This is a genomic window from Pseudomonas fluorescens (genome assembly GCF_001307155.1).
Classification (GTDB): Bacteria; Pseudomonadota; Gammaproteobacteria; order Pseudomonadales; family Pseudomonadaceae; genus Aquipseudomonas; species Aquipseudomonas helvetica.
Genome location: NZ_CP012830.1, coordinates 3,006,758 through 3,030,044, shown reverse-complemented (window position 1 = coordinate 3,030,044; position 23,287 = coordinate 3,006,758). Strand labels below are relative to the sequence as shown.

Annotated in this window: 20 protein-coding genes and 1 pseudogene; 15 read left to right on the top strand and 6 right to left on the bottom strand. The window is 60.6% G+C overall.

Annotated features, from left to right (window positions below):
- Window positions 1–76 precede the first annotated feature (76 nt).
- Both AO353_RS13640 and AO353_RS13635 read left to right on the top strand, forming a co-directional pair.
- On the top strand, window positions 77–2,854 hold the full coding sequence (locus AO353_RS13640; RefSeq protein WP_054595434.1) for a hybrid sensor histidine kinase/response regulator: 2,778 nt from the start codon (window positions 77–79) through the stop codon (window positions 2,852–2,854).
- A 64-nt stretch (window positions 2,855–2,918) separates the two neighbouring features.
- Window positions 2,919–3,515 (top strand): MarC family protein, encoded by a 597-nt coding sequence (locus tag AO353_RS13635; protein ID WP_054595433.1) that lies wholly within the window; start codon window positions 2,919–2,921, stop codon window positions 3,513–3,515.
- An 89-nt stretch (window positions 3,516–3,604) separates the two neighbouring features.
- Here AO353_RS13635 and AO353_RS13630 read toward each other — a convergent pair whose 3' ends face one another.
- The 6 genes from AO353_RS13630 to cobG form a co-directional block, all read right to left on the bottom strand.
- Window positions 3,605–4,255: a hypothetical protein gene (locus tag AO353_RS13630; RefSeq protein WP_054598227.1), complete on the bottom strand. Its 651-nt coding sequence runs from the start codon at window positions 4,253–4,255 to the stop codon at window positions 3,605–3,607.
- A gap of 64 nt (window positions 4,256–4,319) precedes the next feature.
- Window positions 4,320–5,126, bottom strand: a complete 807-nt coding sequence (locus tag AO353_RS13625) for a hypothetical protein (protein WP_054595432.1) — start codon at window positions 5,124–5,126, stop codon at window positions 4,320–4,322.
- Window positions 5,127–5,361: 235 nt separating this feature from the next.
- A complete protein-coding gene (gene cobJ / locus AO353_RS13620) occupies window positions 5,362–7,062 on the bottom strand; it encodes a precorrin-3B C(17)-methyltransferase (RefSeq protein WP_054595431.1) in 1,701 nt (566 codons plus the stop codon).
- Window positions 7,062–7,793 (bottom strand): precorrin-2 C(20)-methyltransferase, encoded by a 732-nt coding sequence (locus AO353_RS13615; protein ID WP_054598226.1) that lies wholly within the window; start codon window positions 7,791–7,793, stop codon window positions 7,062–7,064. Before AO353_RS13615 ends, cobJ begins: the two co-directional genes overlap by 1 nt.
- Window positions 7,793–8,419: a precorrin-8X methylmutase gene (locus AO353_RS13610; protein ID WP_054595430.1), complete on the bottom strand. Its 627-nt coding sequence runs from the start codon at window positions 8,417–8,419 to the stop codon at window positions 7,793–7,795. Before AO353_RS13610 ends, AO353_RS13615 begins: the two co-directional genes overlap by 1 nt.
- Entirely contained in the window at window positions 8,412–9,734 is a 1,323-nt protein-coding gene (gene cobG / locus AO353_RS13605; RefSeq protein ID WP_237142982.1) for a precorrin-3B synthase, read from the bottom strand. Before cobG ends, AO353_RS13610 begins: the two co-directional genes overlap by 8 nt.
- 116 nt (window positions 9,735–9,850) lie before the next feature.
- Between cobG and AO353_RS13600 the strand changes: the two genes are divergently transcribed.
- From AO353_RS13600 to urtA, 13 genes and pseudogenes are all read left to right on the top strand, one after another.
- On the top strand, window positions 9,851–11,062 hold the full coding sequence (locus tag AO353_RS13600) for a bifunctional cobalt-precorrin-7 (C(5))-methyltransferase/cobalt-precorrin-6B (C(15))-methyltransferase (RefSeq protein ID WP_054595429.1): 1,212 nt from the start codon (window positions 9,851–9,853) through the stop codon (window positions 11,060–11,062).
- Entirely contained in the window at window positions 11,055–12,152 is a 1,098-nt protein-coding gene (locus tag AO353_RS13595; RefSeq protein ID WP_054595428.1) for a cobalt-precorrin-5B (C(1))-methyltransferase, read from the top strand. The genes AO353_RS13600 and AO353_RS13595 overlap by 8 nt, the downstream gene beginning before the upstream one ends.
- On the top strand, window positions 12,149–12,871 hold the full coding sequence (locus AO353_RS13590; RefSeq protein WP_054595427.1) for a cobalt-precorrin-6A reductase: 723 nt from the start codon (window positions 12,149–12,151) through the stop codon (window positions 12,869–12,871). Before AO353_RS13595 ends, AO353_RS13590 begins: the two co-directional genes overlap by 4 nt.
- A gap of 100 nt (window positions 12,872–12,971) precedes the next feature.
- Complete coding sequence (locus tag AO353_RS31085; protein WP_146016095.1) at window positions 12,972–13,379, top strand: DNA-binding protein; 408 nt, start codon at window positions 12,972–12,974, stop codon at window positions 13,377–13,379.
- Between the two features lie 38 nt (window positions 13,380–13,417).
- On the top strand, window positions 13,418–13,819 hold the full coding sequence (locus AO353_RS13585; RefSeq protein ID WP_054595426.1) for a DUF2946 domain-containing protein: 402 nt from the start codon (window positions 13,418–13,420) through the stop codon (window positions 13,817–13,819).
- 47 nt (window positions 13,820–13,866) lie between these two features.
- Window positions 13,867–14,346: a copper chaperone PCu(A)C gene (locus tag AO353_RS13580; RefSeq protein ID WP_054595425.1), complete on the top strand. Its 480-nt coding sequence runs from the start codon at window positions 13,867–13,869 to the stop codon at window positions 14,344–14,346.
- Between the two features lie 54 nt (window positions 14,347–14,400).
- On the top strand, window positions 14,401–14,820 hold the full coding sequence (locus AO353_RS13575) for a DUF2946 domain-containing protein (protein WP_054595424.1): 420 nt from the start codon (window positions 14,401–14,403) through the stop codon (window positions 14,818–14,820).
- Window positions 14,821–14,909: 89 nt separating this feature from the next.
- Window positions 14,910–17,039: a TonB-dependent copper receptor gene (locus tag AO353_RS13570; protein WP_054595423.1), complete on the top strand. Its 2,130-nt coding sequence runs from the start codon at window positions 14,910–14,912 to the stop codon at window positions 17,037–17,039.
- 149 nt (window positions 17,040–17,188) lie between these two features.
- On the top strand, window positions 17,189–18,571 hold the full coding sequence (locus tag AO353_RS13565) for a PepSY-associated TM helix domain-containing protein (RefSeq protein ID WP_054595422.1): 1,383 nt from the start codon (window positions 17,189–17,191) through the stop codon (window positions 18,569–18,571).
- Window positions 18,572–18,796: 225 nt separating this feature from the next.
- Window positions 18,797–19,579, top strand: a pseudogene (locus AO353_RS13560) (ABC transporter ATP-binding protein); the annotation flags it as partial.
- A gap of 1 nt (window position 19,580) precedes the next feature.
- Entirely contained in the window at window positions 19,581–20,540 is a 960-nt protein-coding gene (locus AO353_RS13555) for an ABC transporter substrate-binding protein (protein WP_054595421.1), read from the top strand.
- Entirely contained in the window at window positions 20,537–21,547 is a 1,011-nt protein-coding gene (locus AO353_RS13550; protein WP_054595420.1) for a FecCD family ABC transporter permease, read from the top strand. The genes AO353_RS13555 and AO353_RS13550 overlap by 4 nt, the downstream gene beginning before the upstream one ends.
- 364 nt (window positions 21,548–21,911) lie before the next feature.
- Window positions 21,912–23,177 (top strand): urea ABC transporter substrate-binding protein, encoded by a 1,266-nt coding sequence (gene urtA, locus AO353_RS13545; protein ID WP_054595419.1) that lies wholly within the window; start codon window positions 21,912–21,914, stop codon window positions 23,175–23,177.
- Window positions 23,178–23,287: the final 110 nt, after the last annotated feature.

Genomic DNA, 23,287 nt, shown 5'->3' with positions numbered 1-23,287 from the left:
GCCTATGGCCCTTGCCGTACTATTCCGGCGCCGCGCATAGTTATAATCTGGAATCAACCTACGAAGGGATTTCGCCGTGCGCTGGCTCAGGATTGCCATAGGCTTCACCGTCACTCTGCTGACCCTGCTCTGCATGCTCCCGGCCCAGGCCGCGCAAGGCAGTGGCTGGGCAGTATTGCTCGACGAACAGGCAGACCTGCAACTGAGCGATATCCGCTCGGCTCGCTACACCAACCAATTCAGCCCGATTGAACTCGACCAGATCACCGCCGCCGAACCCAGTGGCGCGTTGTGGCTGCGTTTCAAGCTCAGTCCCGGCAAACACGAACAACTGCTGCGCATCTTCGCCCCCGATTTGTCGCACCTGAACCTCTACGTTCTGGATGGCGACACGCTGGTCGAGCAATTGACCAGCGGCAACGAGCAACCGCAGAGCGAGCGACCACTCCCCAGCAGCGACTTCATGTTGCCGCTTCCACAAAGCGACAAACCCCTCGACGTCTATCTGCGACTGGTTTCCGAACACGAGTTGCGCCCCTATATCACCCTGCAATCTGCAGTGATGGTGGCGGCGAACCAGAACCAGACGCTGATCTATGGCCTGTTTTTTGGCTGCATCGCGATGCTGATCCTGTACAACCTCACGCGCTACGGCTATAGCCGCTCGCGCAGCAGCGTCTGGCTGGCAGCGTGCGAGGGACTGTTACTGCTCAGCCTGGTGCTGTTGTTGAACCTGGCTGGCCCATGGCTTCCCGACTGGCATGCCGTGCAAACACCCGGCGCCTACCTGGCGCTACTGCTGACAGCCCCTTGCGGCCTGATGTTCGCCTACCGCTTCTTTGCCCCGCTGGGCCCACATCCTCTAAACAAATTGCTGCTGGGGGACATCCTGTTCATTGTCCTGTGCAGCCTGCTGTTGCTGTTCGTCGACACTCTGCCGCTGAACATCATCACCTATGCGCTGGTGGCCCTGGCGGGCCTGAGCATGCTCTTTGTCAGCGCCTATCACTGGCAAAAGGGTTATCGGCCGGCACGCCTGTTCGTGGCTGCGATGGTGGTGTTCAACGTCGGCACGCTGATCATTCTGCCGGCGCTGCTGGGGCTGACCCTGGTTGCACCGCAAGGCCTGATCATGACCTTGATGGCCTTCATCTGCATCTGCGGCGTGCTGATGAGCATCGCCTTGAGCGAACGCCAGCGCAGCATCACCGAAGACCGCTTCAGCGTCAGCCGTGACCTGGCAGCAAGTAATGCCGAGATCAATGCCAAAGCCGAATTCCTGGCAAAGATCAGCCACGAAATCCGCACCCCGATGAATGGCGTGCTGGGCATGACCGAACTTCTGTTGGGCACCCCGCTGTCGGTCAAACAACGCGACTACGTACAAACCATCCATAGCGCCGGCAATGAACTGCTGACGTTAATCAACGAAATCCTCGACATCTCCAAGCTCGAGTCCGGACAAATCGAACTCGACGATGTGCAGTTCGACCTCAACGCACTGATCGAAGACTGCCTGAGCATCTTCCGCGCCAAGGCCGAACAACAGAACGTCGAGCTGATCAGCTTCATCCAGCCACAGGTCCCTCGCGTGATCAGCGGCGACCCGACGCGTCTGCGCCAGACACTGCTGAGCCTGCTGGAAAACGCCCTGAAGAAAACCGACGAAGGCGAAATCCTGATCGTCGTTGCCCTCGACGAACGCAGCCACAAACCGCGCCTGCGCATTGCCGTGCAAGACAGCGGGCAACCCATGGATGCCGAAGAACGAGAAGCCCTGCTGCATGCCGAACTGCACAGCAAGAACTTCCTTTCCGCCACCCGCCTGGGCGGTAACCTGGGGCTGGTAATCGCCCGCCAATTGATTCTGCTGATGCACGGCGAATTCGGCATCAAGAGCGGCAGCAATCAGGGCAGCACACTGTGGCTGACCTTGCCGCTGGACCCCGAGCGCCTCGAACACCCGACCTCCGATCTCGATGGCCCGCTGCAAGGCGCACGGGTGCTGGTGGTGGATGACAATGACACCTGCCGAAAAGTCCTGGTGCAGCAATGCAGCGCCTGGGGGCTGAACGTCAGCGCCGTACCTTCCGGCAAGGAAGCCCTCGCCCTGCTGCGCACCAAGGCGCACCTGCGTGACTACTTCGACGTGGTCCTGCTCGACCAGAACATGCCCGGCATGACCGGCATGCAACTGGCGGCGAAGATCAAGGAAGACCCGAGCCTGAATCACGACATTCTGCTGATCATGCTCACCGGCATCAGCAACGCGCCGAGCAAGGTCATCGCACGCAATGCCGGGATCAAACGCATCCTCGCCAAGCCCGTGGCCGGCTACACCCTCAAGACCACGCTGGCGGACGAACTGAGCCAACGCAGCAAAGGCCTGGCGGTCTCGCAGCAACTGCCGAGCGGCGCGCCTGCGGCGGTCAAGGTGCCGAGCGATTTCCGCATTCTGGTGGCCGAAGACAACAGCATTTCAACCAAAGTGATTCGCGGCATGCTCGGCAAGCTCAACCTTCAGCCGGACACCGCCTGCAATGGCGAAGAAGCGTTGAAAGCGATGAAGGCCCAGCGCTACGACCTGGTGCTGATGGACTGCGAAATGCCAATCCTCGATGGCTTCTCCGCCACCCAGCAATTGCGTGCCTGGGAGGTCGGCAACCAGCGAACTCGCACACCGGTAGTAGCACTGACCGCACACATCCTGGCCGAACACAAAGAACGCGCACGCCAGGCCGGCATGGATGGCCATATGGCCAAGCCCGTCGAGCTTTCACAACTGCGCGAACTGATCGAGCATTGGGTCGCGCAGCGCGATCAGCAGAATCAGGCAACGGCTCAAACGTCCTGAGCCGACAGACCCCGCAGCGCCTGATAGACTCCTCCTCGACTTCCCTCGCCAGTGAGCTTGCCCCATGCTCCACGTGTTGTTCAGTGTTTACCTGAAGATGCTGGTGCTCTACAGCCCCTTCTTCGTGTTGTCCTGCTTCATCAGCCTGACCCGCGGTTATTCGCGCAAGGAACAACGTCGACTGGCCTGGAATGTCGCCCTCGCGACCCTGGTTTCCAGCGTGCTGTTGTATTTGTTCGGGCGGGTGATTTTCAGCGTGTTCGGCATCACCGTAGACGCCTTCCGCATTGGCGCCGGCAGTGTGCTGTTCATTTCGGCACTGGGCATGGCTCAGGGCAAGTCAGCGGTCCAGACCGACAACGTGCAGCAAGACGTGACCATCGTCCCGCTGACCATTCCGCTCACTGTCGGCCCCGGCACCATCGGGGCCTTGCTGGTGATGGGCGTCAGCCAGCCGCACTGGGACGACAAACTCACCGCCATCCTCAGCATCGCCATGGCCAGCCTGACCGTCGGCGTGGTGCTGTACCTGTCCAACCGTATCGAACGGATTCTCGGTGACCAGGGTTTGCAGATTGTCAGCCGGTTGATGGGGTTGTTTGTGTGTGCACTGGCAGCGCAGATTATCTTTACCGGGGTCAAAGGGTATCTGGTGCCTTAGTTCGTCGTTCATCACGAGATTGCCCATCGAAAAACAAGGCCTTGTTGTTAAAGCACAAGGCCTTGCCAATGTTGATCAAACCAAACGACTCAGAGCTTCAGTTTCCTCACCAGGATCTTGTCTGAGTAAGCGTCGATTTTCTCGTGAACCCGTCCACGGTAGTTTTCAAACACCTCCCGATTGAAAGCAAAAACGCCGCCATCCGGGATGATGACCACTTCTTTGCCGAACTCACTCCAGAAAAAGAAGTCATCCTCAATCACGTTGGTGCTATAGCGCAATCCGTACAGGCAGACGACCACGTCGCCGGAATCAAGACGTTCGCAAGGTGCACATTTGAGAATACCCGACCCACTGTTCGCGACGTTGCCGCGAAAGAAGTTCCAGGCAAACTCGTCCAGCCTCAACGCCGCGTAAGTTTCCTCAACAAGCTGACCTAAGCGTTCCACCCCCAAGCGGCCGATGATGGTATGGCTGATGCTCAGCAGTTGATTGACATTCGACACCCTCAACGGCTCAGAGGGGACGATAGTTTTGAGTGTGAAGCCAGCCTTCAACAACCGCCCCTGGTAATAATCGAACCAGACTTTTTTTGATACTTGCCCTGGGTATTTATCAGTCGCTGCCAGTTCCGCATACAGCAAACAGTCCTGTATATCCTGTTGGTCCTGCGGGCAAACTTCGGACGCAAAGGATAACACGCAGCTACCCACCACTACAGCATCAGCAAGCACTGACATATTGAACACCCCGTTCATCTACGCTAAATAAACCACCCCCTATTGAAAGCCTCTTTCGGCCTTACTAGCCTGCAATCTTTTTAAACAGATCATCACCGAACTGGTTAATGTAGTTATGAACCTGCTGACGCTTTCGATCAAACGCACGTTTATTAAACTTTCTAATGCCTGCCGCTTGAAAAAGGTGAACCCCCTCTGTCTTGAAAGTAAAAAACAGAAATTCGCCATCGTAGTCTTTACTGAACACATCCAGGCCGCCCATGACCATTGCCATACCACCACCAGGGGCAACAATACAAGGAACTGCTTTGAAGCTGACAACCGAACTTTCCTTGCTTCCGGCGTCCACGATTTTCAGCGTTGCCTTATCGCCCTTGAGCTTGTCAAAGCCCGACGCTACCAGGTTCAATACATTTCCAGAGCCCGCACTGATGACAGTCTCAAGCACTTGCAGCAATGCTTCGTTCATGCTCAGCGTCAGCTTTTTGGAGTCATACTTCTTATACGTGTAGCTTTCTGTGACCCAGCCAATCGCCGACAAGGCTTCGTTATAAGCCATATATCGCTGCTCTTGCGAAGTTTCGACAGGCAGTTTTCTGACGACGGCTTCGGCAAAAGCCTGGCTATCCAGTGCATCCTGCTTATCATCTTCGCTAAGCCGTTCCTCAAATACCACAAGGGATGGGCCGACGACCGACGCATCAATTCCCTGCGCAGCACCATTCAGCGAAACACTGCCGCTCTTGGCAAACATCCTGAGTCGGGGACGCGCGAAAACTTCAGCTAACTGAGCCTCGATTCGCTCAAAGTATTTATCCTGCACAGCCTCAGAGAAAGGGACATCCGCAACATTAATTATTTCGTTTCCCATATGAACATCCTTAGTAAATACTCGCCGCTCCATGCGACAGAAACAAAACTAAGGCACTCGACTTCAATCGTCAAACGCATTCACAGAAGCAACTTATTCCAATAGTTACCAACCTCCATGCAGCTCCAACAGCAAGCCATAGCCAGAGCACATAAAAGTGCGCTATTTATTAGCGGTGTTAGTTGTGAAAACCACTGTGAAAACGCAGGCGACCTCGGCGTGAGGTCGCCGTTATTCAGGAGACCGGCTTGGTTGAATACCAGCGTGGCGTATAAACCCACTCACCACCTTCAGCGCGCGGGAACACGCAGGTGGTGGATGAACCAATCAGCACCATGGTCCGCATATCAACCTGATCAGGGGTCAACTGCCCGAGGGTCGTGACCCGCAGCGTCTGGCCCGGACGACCGATATCCCGCCCCAGCACCACTGGCGTTTCCGGCGTGCGATGCCGGGCGACGATTTCCAGCGCACGGCCCAATTGCCACGGACGCGAACGCGAGATCGGGTTGTAGAAGGCCAGAGCCAGGTCAGCCTCTGCCGCCAGGTCCAGACGCTTCTCGATGATCGCCCAGGGTTTCAGGTTGTCCGATAAAGACATCACGCAGAAGTCGTGGCCCAGAGGTGCACCGGCCTGCGCGGCGGTTGCCAGCGACGCAGACACGCCGGGAAGGATTTCCAGATCGACGCTGTGCCAGCTCGCATCGCTCGATTCGTGCAGGGCCTCCAGTACCGCAGCGGCCATGGCGAACACCCCCGGATCGCCGGACGACACCACGACCACCGAACGCCCTTGAACCGCGAGTTCAAAGGCGTGGCGAGCACGCTGCATTTCTTCGCGATTGTCGGTGCAATGCAGCACCTGATCGGCGCGGAATGGCCCGGCCATGCGCACATAGGTTTCGTAGCCAAGCACGTCATTGGCACGAGCCAATTCTGCCTTGACTGCCGGTACCATCAGTTCCGCTGCGCCTGGGCCCAGACCAATCACGGCCAAGCGGCCGCGAGGACGACCGATCAGTGACGGGTCCAACGGTCGGTCGGCAACAGCGATGGCGATCCCGTTGCTTGTATCGATAAACATCGATTGCCCGACAGCGTTTTCTGCCAGTTCAGCCACAGAACCAGCCGTCGCAAAACGCAGCGGCACACCCAATTCCAGCGCCGCTTCGCGCAGTGCCAGGCTGGCCATTTGCTGATCGCTGGCCAACAGGCATGCCAGCGATTGCACAGCAATTTCCGCCTGATGCAAGGCATCGCGTATCGCATTCGGCAGATCTGCAACGTCGGCGCTCACCGCGACCAGAACGTTTTGCGGGTAAATCCGTAATTCATTGGCCGCAGGTGCGCGTTCGGCGCTACCAATATGAATCGCCAGATGCGCTTGCGGATCCTGCGGCAACTGCGCTTGATCCAGCCACGGGGCAGCGCCTTCGATACGTACGCTCTCACCGGCCAGCAAATCCGAAACGAAGCGCTTGCCCAGTTCCAGATCGCCCAACGCATAGCCACTTGGCGGATTGAGCAGGCAAGTGCCAAAGCGCAACTCACCGCTGGTGGTGATCGCCGCAGCTACGCCCAAACCGTCAGCTATCTCGCGGGCCAGCACATTCACCCCACCCAGACCGCCCAACAGCGGCACGACCGCGCTGCCATCCTCGGCGACAGCCAGCACCGGCGGCTCAGCGCCTTTTTCCAGGAGCAATGGCGCCAGCGTGCGAATGACGATACCGGCGGCACACAAAGCAATGATCGGTGTGTCGTGTTGATAGAGCTGGCGCAGCGTCGCACCGAACTCGTGGTAAACGCGGTCCGCGCCGTCGACCCGTTCGGCCAGGCCGTGGATCAAGGCGCCGGGGTATAGCTGTTGGATCTTGCGTGCGGTCGCGAGGCTGCCATTGCCAAGAATGACAATCGCCGGAACTGAACGAGTCATCAGCCTTGCCACCTTTCGCCGGGAACGATGATCAACGAAAAATACGGCGAGGACATCGGCTCGACCTGATCCAGCGGCACGATTTTCTGATTGGCCATGGTGGCGCGCTCAACGTACAACGCACGCTCTGCCAGACCGAGTTCTTCCAGCACCTGACGCACCTTCGGAAAGTTGCGCCCCAACTTCATCACCACAGCCGCGTCGGCATCGGCCAAACGACGCTTGAGTTCTTCGTGCGGTAGCACCCCGGACAACACCGACAGGCTTTGATTGCGATACACCAGCGGCGCGCCCAGCACCGAAGCACCGCCAAGCATCGAGCAGACGCCCGGCACCACTTCAGCCTCGTAACGTTCGGCCAGACGATCATGCAAATACATATAGGAGCCGTAGAAGAACGGATCGCCTTCGCAGATCACCGCCACGTCACGCCCGGCATCCAGGTGCGCGGCGAGCTGTTCGCCGGCTGCATCATAGAAATCGCTGATCACTTGCTCATAGGACAGCGGCGGCGCCAAGGTCTCGGTGGTCACCGGGTAAACCAGCGGCAGCAGCGTCTGCGCGTCCTGCAAATGCGCTTCGATGATGCCGAACGCATTGCCTTTTTTGCCCTTGGCGACGAAGTACGCCACCACCGGCGACTCGCGCAACAGGCGCAAGGCCTTGACCGTAATCAGTTCCGGATCACCAGGCCCCACGCCAAGGCCGATCAAACGTCCAGGTTGCTGCATCATTCAATCTCCGTGGCGAGGGCATTGACCGCTGCGGCGGCCATGGCGCTGCCGCCCAACCGACCTTGCATGATCACAAACGGCACGCCACGGCTGTCAGCCGCAAGCATTGCCTTGGACTCGGCGGCACCGACGAAGCCCACCGGGAAGCCGAGAATCAACGCCGGTTTTGGCGCGCCGGCATCGAGCATTTCCAGCAAGTAGAACAACGCGGTCGGGGCGTTGCCAATTACCACCACGCTGCCTTCCAGATGCGGACGCCACAGCTCCAGAGCCGCTGCCGAACGGGTGTTGCCGAGTTCGCGGGCCAGCTCCGGAACGCTCTCGTCACGCAAGGTGCAAATCACCGGATTGTTCGCCGGCAACCGCGCCCGGGTCACGCCTTCGGAGACCATCCGCGCATCACACAGTATCGCTGCACCGGCGGCCAGCGCATCGCGCCCGGCCTTGCCCGCGCCTTCGGAGAATTGCAGACCGTCGATCGCATCGACCATGCCGCAGGCGTGAATCACCCGCACCGCGAGTTTTTCCAGATCGGCCGGAATCCGGGCGAGGTTGGCCTCGGCGCGAATGATCGCGAAGGAGTTGCGATAGATCTCCTGACCGTCGCGGATGTAATCAAGCATCAAGTGGGCTCCGTGGGCGGGCATCAAGCGCTGCGCCGGCCGCTTCAATAGTGAGGTTGCGTGCTTGCAGGGCGCCGAAACCCGGCTGCCCTGCATTGCGAAAATAGAGGTCGTAATGACCGGGGCTGACTGCCAGCAAGGTGACCGGCGCGATGTGCGCGGCGGCGCAGGAACGCGGGCAGCCGGACAGGTGAACGTGAACTCGGTCGCCACGACTTTGCAGCTGTGTGGACAATTGCAGGGCATCACCCTTTGTATCTGCCAGACCTTTGCCGCACCCGGCCGATCCAGTGCAGGCCACCAGATGGGCCAAAGCTTGATCGGCACTCACCAGAAAACCCAGGGCCTGCATTCCCTCACTGAGCGCCGGGGCATCCTGCGGGCGAATGTTCGGCAGCAGCAGGCTTTGCCAAGGGGTCACCCGCAGGCTGCCATCCCCAAACGCCTCGGCCAGAGACGCCGCGCCTTTGAGCATCGAAGCATCCAGCCGCCCCAGAGGCGGGACAGCGCCGACATAGACCAAGTCTTCCTGGCGCTGTGGATAAGTACCGATGTGCAACCCTGGGCGCGACTCGGGACGCTGCCAGTCACTGATCGGGGTCAACGGCACACGCTCGGCCAAGGCCTGCACTACCGACGCCAGCGAACGCTCGGCCAGCACCTGCCGCATGCGGGTCTGATCCGGCCGCGCCAGATCGAGAAACAGCTCCAACACCGCCACCACCAAGGTGTGACCGTCATTGCGCAACACCGCCCCTGCCGGTGTATCCGTGGGACAACCCGCCAGGCCAAACGCCAGCCATTGCTCGCCATTGCGTTCAACCGCGCTCAACCAGAGGTCATGCGGATGTTCGAGCATCGCCAGCGCCTCGCCGCCATCCAGTTGCACGGCAAACTTGGCCGACAGCTGATGGAAACGCTCATGGCTTTGCAAGGTGGCGAGGATCTGCTCGGCCAGCGGACGAGTATCGAACAGCATGTGCCGATCGATGCCGGCACCGGGGCTGAGCATCAGGTTGCGTACATCATCGCCGGCCGCCGTCTTTGGGCCCAATCCGGCGGCCAGCAGGCTGTCGATCAAGGGCCGGTGCTCACTACCAATTCCGCGAATTTGCAGATTGGCGCGGTTGGTCGCCTCAATCACTCCACCGGCATAACGCTCGGCGGCCTCAGCCACAGCCATAGCCTGGGCAGAGCTGATCGACCCGCCATTCAACTTGATCCGGCAAATGCCGCCGTCCGATGCCTGGACGATACGCAGCAACCCCGGACAGGCCGAGGGGCGTAAGGCGGTGTGCAGCTGACGTTCGTTCAAGGGGGCGACCGGCTAAGAGGTAGAAGCACTTCGCGAGCGAAGGCGCGGTATTATGCCTGCTTTGTCTGACGGCATGAAAAGCCTGCCCGTCGGAACACCCGGTTTGAGGAATATAAATGGCCCCTTGGCTGACAGTAGTGGGAATCGGTGAAGACGGCTTCAACGGCCTGGGCAAGAACGCTCGGCGCGCGCTGCTGGGTGCTTCGCGGATTTTCGGTGGCCAACGGCAACTGGATCTGCTGCCGGTTTACGTCCGTGGTGAGCGCCAGCCCTGGCCGAGTCCGTTTTCCCTTGAGCCAGTACTGGCGCAACGCGGTGAGCCGGTCTGTGTGCTGGCCAGTGGCGATCCGATGCTGTTCGGCGCAGGCGCCAGCCTGGCACGGCAAGTGCCGAGCGATGAAATGCTGATCCTGCCCGCGCCGTCCTCCTGCTCTCTCGCTGCGGCCCGGATGGGCTGGCCGTTGCAAGAAGTGGTCGCGCTGTCGGTGGTTGCCCGGCCAATCGCAGCGCTGAACGCTCAACTGTTCAGCGGCGTTCGTTTACTGGTGTTGAGCAACGACCGGCACAGCCCCGCCGCGATTGCCGCGCTGCTGCGTGAACGCGGTTTCGGGCCGAGCCGGATGACCGTCCTGGAACACCTGGGCGGCGCGAGCGAACGACGCGTCGACGGCATCGCCAGCGACTGGACCGACCCGGTCGTCGCCGACCTCAACCTGATTGCCATCGAGTGCCTCGCCGCCCCTGATGCGCCGCGTTTGTCGCGCCTGGCTGGTTTGCCGGATGCAGCCTTCAAGCACGACGGCCAACTGACCAAACGCGATGTCCGCGCCATCACCCTCGCCCGTCTCGCGCCGGTGCCCGGTGAACTGTTGTGGGACGTCGGCGCCGGCAGCGGCTCGATCGGCATCGAGTGGATGCGTGCACACCCGAGTTGCCGCACGCTGGCCATCGAGGCCGATGCTGGCCGCCAGCAACTGATCGAACACAACCGCGATGCCCTCGGCGTGCCCGGTCTGCAACTGACTCGTGGCAGCGCGCCGCAGGCGTTGACCGGTCTTGAGCGACCTGACGCTATCTTCATCGGTGGCGGCGTGACCCGTGACGGTGTGCTCGACACCTGTTGGGCGCAGCTCAAACCCGGCGGTCGGCTGGTCGCCAACGCGGTCACCCTGCAAAGCGAAATGACCTTGATGGCCTGGCGCGAACAACACGGTGGCGAGCTGACACGGATTCATATCGCTCAGGCGCAGCCGCTGGGAGAGTTCGACACCTGGCGCCAGGCGTTGCCGATCACCTTGCTGGACGTGGTTAAACCCTTCGATGCGTGACGAAACCGCCGAACAACCCGCGCCCCTGCGCAGTGGCCTGACCACTGGCAGCTGCGCCACCGCCACCAGCCTCGCCGCCGCGCGCCTGTTGCTCGGCGCGGTGAGCAGCGATGCTGTGGAGATTGTGCTGCCCAAAGGCAAACAGGTGCAGATGCGCCTGGAGTTTTGTCGACTGACTGCCGACGGTGCCGAAGCCGGAACGATCAAGGATGCCGGCGATGACCCGGACGTGACCCACGGTGCATTGCTCTACAGCCAGGTGCGCTTGGTTGCCGAACCCGGTATTCGTTTCTGCGCCGGCAAAGGCGTCGGCACTGTCACTCGCCCGGGGCTGATACTGAGTGTCGGCGAACCTGCGATCAATCCGGTGCCACGCAAGATGATCTCCGACCATCTGCTACTGCTCGCGCAAGAATTCAGCTACGGCGGCGGTTTTGAGGTGACGGTCAATGTCGAGAACGGCGAGGCCCTGGCGCTGAAAACCATGAACCCGCGATTGGGTATTCTTGGCGGGTTGTCGATCCTCGGCACCAGCGGCATCGTTCGACCGTTTTCCTGCGCGGCGTACATCGCCTCGATCCACCAGGGCATCGATGTCGCCAAAACCAACGGTTACCTGCACATCGCCGCCTGCACCGGCAACGCCAGCGAAGACACCATGCGCCGGGTCTACGACCTGCCGGAAATCGCCCTGATCGAAATGGGCGACTTCGTCGGTGCAGTGCTCAAACATCTGCGCAAAGTGCCTGTGGATAAACTGAGCATTTGCGGCGGCTTCGGCAAGATCAGCAAACTCGCCGCCGGGCATATGGATTTACACAGTCGCCATTCCAGCATCGACCTGCCGCAACTGGCCGAATGGGCCGCGGACGTTGGCGCTGACGCAGCATTGCAGCAAGGCATCCGCGAGGCCAACACCAGCCAGCAAGCGCTGGCGATGGCCAGCGCCGCCGGTATCGCCCTTGGCGATGCGGTGTGCCAGCACGCGCTGGATTTCGCCCGTAGCGTAGTGCCCAGGCAGGTTCAGATCGAAGTGTTTGCCATCGATCGCCAAGGTGGCATCGTTGGTCATGCCGGAGCTTTCCAATGAAACGTCTGTTGCTGCTCGGCGGTGTCACTGAAGCCCTGGCAATTGCCCGAACACTCGGCCCGCAACATATCTACAGCCTGGCGGGCGTGGGTCGGGTGCCGACCGACCTGAACTGCCAGGTACGAGTCGGCGGCTATGGCGGCGCTGAAGGCTTGACGCAATTCATCAAGGATCAAGGCATTGACCTGTTGCTCGACGCCACCCATCCCTACGCCGCGCAAATCAGCCGGAACGCCGCCACCGCTGCACAACAAAGCGGCATCCCGTGCTGGGCGCTACGCCGTCCGGCATGGCAAGCGCAGGCCGGGGATGACTGGCGCGAAGTCAGCGACTGGGCCGAACTGATCGAAGCGTTGAAACCGTTCAAGTGCCCATTGTTTACCTTGGGCCGCGAGCCGCTGCAGCACCTGGATGAAATCCCGCCCGAGCAGTTCTGGACCTTGCGCGCGCTGGAGGTTTATCCCGGCAACGAGCGCTGCGAAGTGATCGGCGCACGCGGACCATTTTTCATCGAAGACGAACGCGCGCTGTTCGAACGCCGGCAAATCGATGTGCTGATCAGCAAAAACAGCGGCAGCAGCGCCACCGAACCCAAACTTGAAGTGGCCCGCGAACGCGGGGTGCCGGTGTTGATCCTCAAGCGGCCAGAGTTGCCGGGGGTTGAGCGGGAGTTTGGGAGTGTGGCTGAGGTGTTAAATGCACTGAGTACACTCGGATAAAGCTGTACGACTTTACGGACAACATCTCAGGAACGAGCCGACTGTTTCATTTCCCTGCTCAAGCTTATGGTTCTCGGCATAAACCGCGCCGAGAATGAAAATGGCAATCACATTTACCCGTTTCGATCCCGTAGACTTTATTCAAAGCTCTGGAGAAATTGCCGCCTATCTTCAAGCCTGCATTGAAGAAGATAGCGGCGATGGCGAGCTTTTCCGCGAAGCCCTGTCAGATATAAGCCGAGCTCAAAACCTTCCACCCGCGACTTCCGCAGACAGACACGCAACTGATCAAGTGTCGATTATGGCCTGCAGCCGAAACGTCTTTCATACAATCATTGCTCGAATCAACCGAGACCCGGAATTCGCCCGGGCATTACAAAACGAAGCCGCTACACTCTTTCGAAACGGTGAGCCGGAACTCGCTCACCGCATTTTGCACTTGTTGATCAAGGCGCTGCGACACCACACCGCACGGCGGTTTTTTACTTATCGCCCCCGATCAGGCTAAATACCCGGCTTGATCACCCACCCAACCGGATATGACCCATGTCCCGACAACGGCTAGCATTTGCCTGGATCGCCTGCTTCGCAGTGCTGTTCAATATGCTCGCCATGCCGATGTCCGGCGCGATGGCGCAAGGTGCCAGTCAGTCGCCGGCCGAGCAGTTGTTGTGGGGCAGTTTCTGCTCGTCCAGCGGGACGAAAATGGTGGCGATTTCTCTGGGCAAACTTGAACAAAAAGCCCCTTCAAACGACGATCATTCAAATATGCAGCATTGCTGGTGCTGCTCGGGTTCGGCGCCTCTGATGGCGTTGCCGGGCCATGTTCCACAGCTGTATTTCGCGCGTTTCGAGGCCAATCGAAGCCGACCGGCGCCGACCCTCGACATCCCCACGCCACGCCAGCAATGGCCAAGCCTCAATCCCCGAGCCTCTCCTCTGGTCTGATTACCCTCGCAATTGATCTGCGTGTCTAATCGTTCTGGAGAACTGCCATGTTGAAGAAACTCATCGTTCTGGCCGCCTTGTTGTTGCCTGCGTGCTTTGCCAATGCCCATGAATACAAAGCCGGCGAACTGGAAATCGCCCACCCTTGGTCGCAAGAGCTACCGCCCAACGCGCCAACGGTTGCTGCCTATTTCGTGATTCACAACAATGGCAAAACCGCCGACCGCCTGCTCAGCGTTGCTTCGCCGATCGCAGGCATTGCCGAACTGCACGAGCACGTGATGCAAGGTGATTTGATGAAAATGCAGCAAGTGCCGAGCGTCGAGATTCCGGCTGGCGATGACATCACGTTCGCACCGATGGCTTATCACGTGATGCTGCTGGAGCTCAAAGACCGCAGCCTGCTCCGCGACGGCAAACGCTTCCCGCTGACCCTGCATTTCGAAAAGTCCGGCGATGTGACCGTCGAGGTCGCCGTACAGAAACAACCGCCCGCCGGCTCCGAAGCGCACATGCACGCCCAGTAATCACAGCCTGAAAAACCTGTGAACGCACGGCGCTCGCTCAGCGTCAGGCGGTCAGTGCCGCGCCGCACCTTGTTGAAGGTTGCGCGCGGTAGCTGGATCAGCCTGTTCGCCATGTTGATGATCTTTATCGGCCCACTGATTTCTCAGTCGATGCCGATGGATCAACGCATGCCGATGCCTATGAACGTGTCGATGGACATGAGCATGGACATGTCGGCGAACGCCCACGCCGAGCAAAACGCGCAAGCGGCTGCCGAACACTGCGCACCAAAACCCGATCACCACGCGCTCTGGGAAAAGTGCGGCTATTGCAGCCTGCTCTTCAACTGCCCCGCGCTGCCCGGCAGCCTGTCGTTCGCTGCCTTCGACACACCTTCCGCCCACAGTTTCATCAGCCCCTCCCCCCGCCTGGGCCATGCCCGGCAAACCGTATTCCCCGGCGCCCGCACCCGCGCCCCACCCATCGTCGCGTAAACACCCCTCCCTACTCATACGGCCGACTGTAGAGAACGACAGCCGCAGGCTGCTGGCCGTGTTGTTGACGACTGATTGATGGAACCTTTATGTCCAGGTTTTCTGCTGACACACGCTTGAGCGCTGCTCAGGCATTTTTCGCCCTGAACGCGCCACGCGCCCGTTTCAAGCAGGCCACTGCCATTCTGTGCGGCGCCCTGCTTTCCCCGTTGGCCAGCGCGGCCGAGCAACCGGTTGACCACAGCCAGCACACTGAAGAGCTGAGCCCAACGGTCATTACCGCGATCGCCCCAAGTTCGCCGCTGACCATCGTCACCAACCCCAAGGACCCGCGCCAACCGGTGCCGGCCAGCGATGGCGGCGATTACCTGAAGACCATTCCCGGCTTCGCGCTGGTTCGCAACGGCGGCACCAACGGCGATCCGGTGCTGCGCGGCATGTTCGGCTCAAGGCTGAACATTCTCACCAACGGCGGCATGATCCTCGGTGCCTGCCCTGGCAGGATGGACGCCCCGACCTCCTACATTTCGCCGGAAACCTACGACAAGCTGACCGTGATCAAAGGCCCGCAAACCGTACTTTGGGGACCTGGCGCCTCTGCCGGCACCATCCTGTTCGACCGCGAGCCGGAAAGCTTCGGCGAGCTGGGCACGAGGGTTAACGCCAGCCTGCTGGCCGGCTCCAACGGGCGTTTCGACAAGCTCGTCGACGCCGCTGCCGGTGGTCCATTGGGCTACATTCGGGTGATCGGCAACACCGCGCACGCCGACGATTACCGTGACGGCAACAACGACACCGTGCCGTCGCGCTACGACAAATGGAACGGCGATGTCGCCCTGGGCTGGACGCCGGATGCCGACACGCTGCTGGAGTTGACCGCCGGCAAGGGCGACGGCGAGGCACGTTCGGCCGGCCGTGGTATGGACGGTTCGCAGTTCAAGCGCGAAAGCCTGGGCCTGCGTTTCGAGAAGTCGAACCTTGGCGAAGTACTGGATAAAGTCGAAGCGCAGGTCTACTACAACTACGCCGACCATGTGATGGACAACTACACCCTGCGCACGCCGTCTGGTACCGGGATGATGGCCGGCCCAATGGCCTCCAACGTCGACCGCCGCACCCTCGGTGCACGGATCAAGGCCACCTGGCGCTGGGCCGATGTGCAGTTGATCAGCGGCATCGATGCGCAAACCAACGAACACCGTCAGCGCGCCGCCATGGGCATCGACACCTACAAAGACGTGCCGCGTAACAAAGATGCGGACTTCCATAACTACGGCGCTTTCAGTGAGCTGACCTGGTACGCGGCCGACCGTGATCGCCTGATCAGCGGGGCACGACTGGACCGTGCCTCGGCCAAGGATTTTCGCCAGACCATCGGTTCCGGGATGATGAGCCGACCCAACCCGACCGTCGACAAGAGCCGTGCCGATACCTTGCCGAGTGGTTTCGTGCGCTATGAGCATGATCTGGCGGACAGCCCGACCACGCTCTATGCCGGCCTCGGCCACGCCGAACGTTTCCCGGATTACTGGGAGCTGTTCTCGCCAAAATCCGGCCCTGCCGGTTCGCTCAACGCCTTCGATTCGATCAAGCCCGAGAAAACCACCCAGCTCGACTTCGGCCTGCAATACAAAACCCAGGACCTCGAAGCCTGGGCCTCGGGTTACGTCGGCGAAGTACACGACTACATCCTGTTCGATTACACCCCCGGCATGATGGGCATGACCTCTCGGGCCGAAAACATCAACGCGCGCATCATGGGCGGTGAACTCGGCGCAGCCTACAACCTCACCTCCCATTGGAAAGCCGATGCGACCCTGGCCTACGCCTGGGGCAAAGACACCACCCACGACACAGCACTGCCGCAAATGCCGCCGCTGGATGCGCGTTTCGGCCTGACCTACAGCGAAGACAACTGGAGCGCCGGCGCCTTGTGGCGAGTGGTTGCGGCGCAAAACCGCATCGAGCAGAACAAGGGCAACGTGGTCGGCAAGGATTACGACAAGAGCCCGGGTTTCGGTGTGTTCTCGCTCAACGGCGCCTACCGGATCGACAAGCACTGGAAGGTCAGTACCGGCGTCGACAACCTGTTTGGCAAGGCCTACGCCGAGCACTTGAACCTGGCCGGCAACGCCGGGTTCGGCTACCCGGCCAATGACCCGCAAGCGATCAACGAACCAGGGCGGACGTTCTGGACCAAGGTCGATATGAGCTTCTAAAGGCATCGCGGGCAAGCCTTGCTCCTACAGATTTGTGTCGTTCATAACATTCGTGATCGACATATCCCCGTAGGAGCAAGGCTCGCCCGCGATCGGTTGCGCAGCGACCGCAAACAAACAACAAAGATCCACGCCAAGCGGAGCACCTGATGAACCAACCCAAACCGAATTTCTACAACCTGGCCTGGCGCTGGCATTTTTATGCCGGGCTGTTCGTTGCGCCGTTCATGGTGATGCTGGCCTTGACCGGCATCGTTTACCTGTTCAAACCGCAACTCGACCCACTGATGTACGGCAGCCTGCTCAATGTGCCGGGCGGCCATCACACCGTCAGTGCCGACGAGTTGCTGCGCCGTGTCAAAGAGGCTTATCCACAGGGCCAGATCAAGCAGTACCTGCCACCGGTCAATGCCGAGCGCAGTGCGCAGTTTGTCGTTAAAAATGCCGGCGGCGAGCTCAACGTCTTCATCGATCCGTATCACGCCGATATCCTCGGCGAGCAGGACGCGAAGAAAAACCTGCAAGCCATCGCCCGGGCGATTCACGGCGAGTTGATGATCGGCACCGTCGGTGATCGGCTGGTCGAACTCGCGGCTGGCTGGGGCGTGGTGCTGGTGGTTTCCGGGGTGTTCCTGTGGTGGCCACGCGGGCGAACCGGTGCGGGGATCGTGTGGCCGCGATTCAGCAGTCGCGGACGTGTGCTCTGGCGTGACCTGCACGCCGTGACCGGGTTCTGGGGCGCGGCGTTTTTGCTGGTGATGCTGCTCAGCGGCATGACCTGGACCGGTTTCTGGGGCAAGCAATACGCTGAAGTCTGGAACCGCTTCCCGGCAGCCATGTGGAACAACGTGCCCAAGTCCGACCAAGAGGCCCGCAGCCTCAACACCGCAACGCGCCAGACCGTGCCTTGGGCCATGGAAAACACGCCGATGCCGATGTCCGGTGACCACGCCGAACACATGGCGCACAACGGCGACAGCAGCGCCCCGGCGGCGCCGACTATCAGTCTGCAAGACGTGCAGGACATCGCCGTTCAACGCCAGGTCGAGCCGGGTTACAGCATCACCTTCCCGACCACCGCCAGCGGCGTGTTCACCATCGCCGTATTCGCCGACGACCCGCGCAACGACGCCACCCTGCATGTCGACCAGTACAGCGGTGAAGTGCTGGCCGACGTGCGCTGGCAGCATTACGGCAACGTCGCCCGCGCCACGGAAATGGGCGTGATGCTGCACGAAGGCAAACTGTTCGGGCCGTTCAACCAGATCGTCGTGTTGCTGATCTGCCTGATGATCCTGCTCAGCGCCGTCAGCGGTGTAGTGATCTGGTGGAAGCGCCACCCACAAGGCAAGCTCGGTGTTCCACCGTTGCGTCATGACCTGCCGACCTGGAAAACCGGGGTGGTGATCATCCTCGCATTGGCGGTGATATTCCCGTTGGTGGGCGCTTCGCTGATCGTGGTGTGGCTGCTCGACCGCGTGCTCTTGTCGCGCTTGAACCGCCAGCCTGAATCGGCCTCATCTTCATCCTGAATACAGCGAGATGCGTGCAGCGACTGGCGCTGTAGAATGCCCGGCCAACGCACAGTTGCGGCTCTAGGACTGTTGTGGCGAGGGAGCTTGCTCCCGCTGGGTCGCGTAGCGGCCCTTAAATCAAAATCGGCACCTCCATTTGATCGTGAAACAAGCCATGGCGCCTGCTTCGCGGTCGAGCGGGAGCAAGCTCCCTCGCCACAGGGAACCATCGAAAGGAATGGCATGACCTCGCTGAACCTCACCCATCTCGCCTGGACACCGCTGGGCCATGGCCACTGTCATCACCAGTTCCAGCTGCGTGAGGCCAGCCTGCACGTGGCGGCCGGTGAGTTCGTCGGCTTGATCGGCCCCAACGGCAGCGGCAAGACCAGCCTGTTGCGCTGCGCCTACCGCTTCAGCAAACCGGAGTCCGGCGAGGTGCATCTGGCCCATCACAACGTCTGGAAGCAGTCGTCGCGCTGGTGTGCGCAACGCATTGCGGTGGTGTTGCAGGAGTTCCCCGATGCCTTCGGCCTGACCGTCGAGGAAGTGGTTGCCATGGGCCGCACACCGCACAAAGGCCTGTTCGATGGCGACACGCTGGAAGATCGCCGAATCGCCGAACAGGCACTGGAATCGGTGGGCCTCAAAGGCTTCGAAGATCACGCCTTCGCCACGCTGTCGGGCGGCGAAAAACAACGCGTCATTCTCGCCCGCGCCCTGGCTCAGCAACCGCAATTGCTGATTCTCGACGAACCGACCAACCACCTCGATCCACGCTATCAGCTCGAACTGCTGCAACTGGTCAAGCGCTTGCAGATCGGCACCCTGGCGAGCATCCACGACCTCAATCTGGCCGCGGCGTTCTGCGATCGGCTGTACGTGATCAACCACGGACGCATCGTCGCCAGCGGCACGCCAAAAGAAGTGCTGACCACCACGCTGCTGCGCGAAGTGTTCGGCGTCGAAGCGTTGATCGATGAACACCCGCTGTCCGGCTACCCCCGAATTACCTGGATAACCCAACATGACCTTGCGCACCCTGCTCCGCTCCAGCCTGTCCATCGCCCTGCTGCTGGGCAGCGCCCAGGCATTCGCCGAAGCGAGCCGCTACCCGTTGACGATACAGAGCTGCAACCGTGAAGTGACGTTCAAGGAGGCGCCGAAACACGCCCTCAGTCACGACATCAACATGACCCAGATGATGCTCGCCCTCGGCCTCAAGCCGCGGATGGTCGGCTACAGCGGGATCAGTGGCTGGAAAGCCGTGACCCCCGAGATGCAGAGCATTCTCGACGGCCTGCCGGAACTCGCCGCCAAGTACCCATCGGTGGAAACCCTGCTCAACGCCAACGTCGATTTCTTCTTCGCCGGCTGGGATTACGGCATGCGCATTGGCGGCGACCTGACCCCGCAAACCCTCGGGCCGCTAGGGATCAACGTCTATGAACTGAGCGAGTCGTGCGCCTTCGTAATGAAGCGCCCAGCGGCCAGCCTCGATGACACTTACAACGACCTGCGCAACCTCGGCAAGATCTTCGACGTACAGGATCGCGCCAACCGCTTGATCAGCGACATGCAGGCGCAAGTGGCGGAGGTTCGCAAAAACCTGCCGAGTGAAAAACCGCGGGTGTTCCTTTACGACAGCGGCGAAGACCGGGCCATGACCTCGGGCCGCCTGGGGATGCCGCAAGCGCTGATCGACGCCGCCGGCGGGCGCAACATTCTCGACGATGTCGACGCGAGCTGGACCCGGGTCAACTGGGAAAACGTGGTTGAGCGCAACCCGCAGGTGATCGTGATCGTCGACTACGGCGAAGTCAGCGCCGAGCAAAAGGAACAATTCCTGCTGAACAACAAGGCCCTGCAATCGGTGGATGCGATCAAGAACCAGCGCTTCATCGTCATCCCTTACGTGCAAGCCACACCGGGGATCGACAACGTGCTGGCGGTTGAAACCCTGGCCAAGGGTTTCCACGGCGAATGATCAATCGTCGTTATGCCTTGTTGCTGGTTGCCCTCGGCGCGCTGTTGCTGGTGTCTTGTGTGGTGTCGCTGGGCTTTGGCTCGGCACGAGTGCCGGTGGACGTGGTCTGGCGGATTCTGCTGCATCAGGCATTCGGGATTGGCGAGGTGAACTGGAGCGCCGGGCAAGAGCACATCGTCTGGCTGATTCGCGTACCGCGCATGTTGCTCGGCGCGTTGGTGGGCGCCGGGCTGGCGCTGATCGGCGCGGTGCTGCAAGCCGTCACGCGCAATCCGTTGGCCGACCCGCATTTGCTCGGCGTGACCTCCGGCGCGACCCTTGGCGCGGTAATCGTGGTGCTGCATGTGGGCGAGATCGTCGGCCTGCTGACCTTGCCGATCGCCGCGTTTATCGGTGCATTGCTGAGCATGCTGGTCGTGCTGATAATCGCCAACCGCAACGGTCGGCTGGACAGCGATCGGCTGCTGCTGTGCGGGGTGGCGGTGTCATTCGTGATGATGGCAGTCGCCAACCTGCTGCTGTTCCTTGGCGATCACCGCGCGAGTTCTGCGGTGATGTTCTGGATGCTTGGCGGCCTCGGGCTGGCGCGCTGGGAGTTGCTGGCAGTGCCGGCGGCCAGCGTGCTGCTCGGGCTGGTTTTGCTGCTGGGCATGGCCCGGCCGCTGAATGCCTTGATGGCTGGCGAGCAAACCGCTGTCACACTCGGTCTGAATGCTCGCACCGTGCGTTTACGGGTGTTTGTGATTGCGTCGCTGATGACCGGGGTACTGGTCTCGATCAGCGGCTCCATTGGTTTTGTCGGGCTGATGGTGCCGCACATTGCCCGGCGTCTGGTCGGGGCGGAACACCGCAGGCTGCTGCCGGTGTGCGTGCTATTGGGAAGTGTGTTTCTGGTGTGGGTCGATGTCGCGGCACGCATGTTGATCGCCCCGGAAGATTTACCAATCGGCGTCGCCACCGCAGCCATCGGTGGCCTGTTCTTCATCGGCCTGATGCGCCGCCGCTGATCCCGCACTGGCACGATCAATTGTGGCGAGGGAGCTTGCTCCCGCTGGGCTGCGAAGCGGCCCTGAAACCTGCGACTGCACTCCATCTGATACAACGCATGCGCCGGACTTGCGACTGCTTCGCAGCCGAGCGGGAGCAAGCTCCCTCGCCACAGGGTCGGCGCTCGGCTCTTGCTCCAAGGTGGCGCATCACAACGCACCAGCATGTCAGACACGTTCCTTCATGGTGCGCCAGCAAACCGCGTAACCGCTCTAACACGACATTTTCCTGCCTTTCTCCGACCAGGCACAGCCCTTGCTAAAGACCCTTCAGTAGTCCGCATCTGCCAACCAAGAAAACTCATAAGTTCATGGAGATCGCACAATGAAGCGTCGCAGTTTGATCAAGGCTTTCACACTCTCGGCAAGCATTGCCGCGATGGGCATGACCTGGACTGTCCAGGCCGCCGAGACCATAAAGGTCGGGATTCTGCATTCGTTGTCCGGAACCATGGCGATCTCCGAAACCTCGCTCAAAGACATGGCGCTGATGACCATCGATGAAATCAATGCCAAGGGCGGGGTCAACGGCAAGATGCTCGAACCGGTGGTGGTCGATCCGGCCTCGAACTGGCCGTTGTTCGCGGAAAAGGGCCGGCAGTTGCTGACCCAGGACAAGGTCGCGGTGGTGTTCGGCTGCTGGACCTCAGTGTCGCGTAAATCGGTATTGCCGGTGTTCGAAGAGCTCAACGGCCTGCTGTTCTACCCGGTGCAGTACGAGGGTGAAGAGATGTCGCCGAACGTCTTCTACACCGGCGCCGCGCCGAACCAACAGGCGATACCGGCGGTGGAATACCTGATGAGCGAAGAAGGCGGCAGCGCCAAGCGCTACTTCCTGCTCGGCACCGACTACGTCTACCCGCGCACCACCAACAAGATCCTGCGCTCGTTCCTGCACTCCAAAGGCGTGGCAGACAAAGACATCGAAGAGGTCTACACGCCATTCGGCCACAGCGACTATCAAACCATCGTCGCCAACATCAAAAAATTCTCGGCGGGCGGCAAGACCGCGGTCATCTCCACGGTCAACGGCGACTCCAACGTGCCGTTCTATAAGGAGCTGGCCAACCAGGGCCTGAAAGCCACCGACGTTCCGGTCGTGGCCTTCTCGGTGGGCGAAGAAGAACTGCGCGGCATCGACACCAAACCGCTGGTAGGCAACCTCGCGGCGTGGAACTACTTCGAGTCGGTGGAAAACCCGGTGAACCAGAAGTTCGTCGCCGACTGGAAAGCCTATGCCAAGAAACACAACCTGCCGGGCGCCGACAAAGCGGTGACCAACGACCCGATGGAAGCCACCTACGTCGGCATCCACATGTGGGCGCAGGCCGCCGAAAAAGCCAAGTCCACCGATGTCGACAAGGTCCGTGAAGCGTTGGCCGGCCAGACCTTCGCCGCGCCGTCGGGCTACACCCTGAGCATGGACAAGACCAACCACCACCTGCACAAGCCGGTGATGATCGGCGAGATCCAGGCCGACGGTCAGTTCAACGTGGTCTGGCAGACCGAGGGGCCGATCCGCGCCCAGCCGTGGAGCCCGTTCATACCGGGTAACGACAAGAAGCCGGAGTATGCGGTGAAGAGCAACTAAGCAGCAGGAACAAGCCTCCTACAAAACCCTGCAGGAGCGAAGCTTGCTCGCGATGGCGGTTCGTCAGACACACCGCCATCGCGAGCAAGCTTTGCTCCTACGGGGTCAGC

What these genes read in the sequence shown, in the direction of transcription:
- AO353_RS13635 (WP_054595433.1), top strand. Translation starts at nt 2,919, where the DNA reads ATGCTCCACGTGTTGTTCAGTGTTTACCTGAAGATGCTGGTGCTCTAC.
- AO353_RS13630 (WP_054598227.1), bottom strand. Translation starts at nt 4,255, where the DNA reads ATGTCAGTGCTTGCTGATGCTGTAGTGGTGGGTAGCTGCGTGTTATCC.
- AO353_RS13625 (WP_054595432.1), bottom strand. Translation starts at nt 5,126, where the DNA reads ATGGGAAACGAAATAATTAATGTTGCGGATGTCCCTTTCTCTGAGGCT.
- cobJ (WP_054595431.1), bottom strand. Translation starts at nt 7,062, where the DNA reads ATGACTCGTTCAGTTCCGGCGATTGTCATTCTTGGCAATGGCAGCCTC.
- AO353_RS13615 (WP_054598226.1), bottom strand. Translation starts at nt 7,793, where the DNA reads ATGCAGCAACCTGGACGTTTGATCGGCCTTGGCGTGGGGCCTGGTGAT.
- AO353_RS13610 (WP_054595430.1), bottom strand. Translation starts at nt 8,419, where the DNA reads ATGCTTGATTACATCCGCGACGGTCAGGAGATCTATCGCAACTCCTTC.
- AO353_RS13600 (WP_054595429.1), top strand. Translation starts at nt 9,851, where the DNA reads ATGGCCCCTTGGCTGACAGTAGTGGGAATCGGTGAAGACGGCTTCAAC.
- AO353_RS13595 (WP_054595428.1), top strand. Translation starts at nt 11,055, where the DNA reads ATGCGTGACGAAACCGCCGAACAACCCGCGCCCCTGCGCAGTGGCCTG.
- AO353_RS13590 (WP_054595427.1), top strand. Translation starts at nt 12,149, where the DNA reads ATGAAACGTCTGTTGCTGCTCGGCGGTGTCACTGAAGCCCTGGCAATT.
- AO353_RS31085 (WP_146016095.1), top strand. Translation starts at nt 12,972, where the DNA reads ATGGCAATCACATTTACCCGTTTCGATCCCGTAGACTTTATTCAAAGC.
- AO353_RS13585 (WP_054595426.1), top strand. Translation starts at nt 13,418, where the DNA reads ATGTCCCGACAACGGCTAGCATTTGCCTGGATCGCCTGCTTCGCAGTG.
- AO353_RS13580 (WP_054595425.1), top strand. Translation starts at nt 13,867, where the DNA reads ATGTTGAAGAAACTCATCGTTCTGGCCGCCTTGTTGTTGCCTGCGTGC.
- AO353_RS13570 (WP_054595423.1), top strand. Translation starts at nt 14,910, where the DNA reads ATGTCCAGGTTTTCTGCTGACACACGCTTGAGCGCTGCTCAGGCATTT.
- AO353_RS13565 (WP_054595422.1), top strand. Translation starts at nt 17,189, where the DNA reads ATGAACCAACCCAAACCGAATTTCTACAACCTGGCCTGGCGCTGGCAT.
- AO353_RS13555 (WP_054595421.1), top strand. Translation starts at nt 19,581, where the DNA reads ATGACCTTGCGCACCCTGCTCCGCTCCAGCCTGTCCATCGCCCTGCTG.
- AO353_RS13550 (WP_054595420.1), top strand. Translation starts at nt 20,537, where the DNA reads ATGATCAATCGTCGTTATGCCTTGTTGCTGGTTGCCCTCGGCGCGCTG.
- urtA (WP_054595419.1), top strand. Translation starts at nt 21,912, where the DNA reads ATGAAGCGTCGCAGTTTGATCAAGGCTTTCACACTCTCGGCAAGCATT.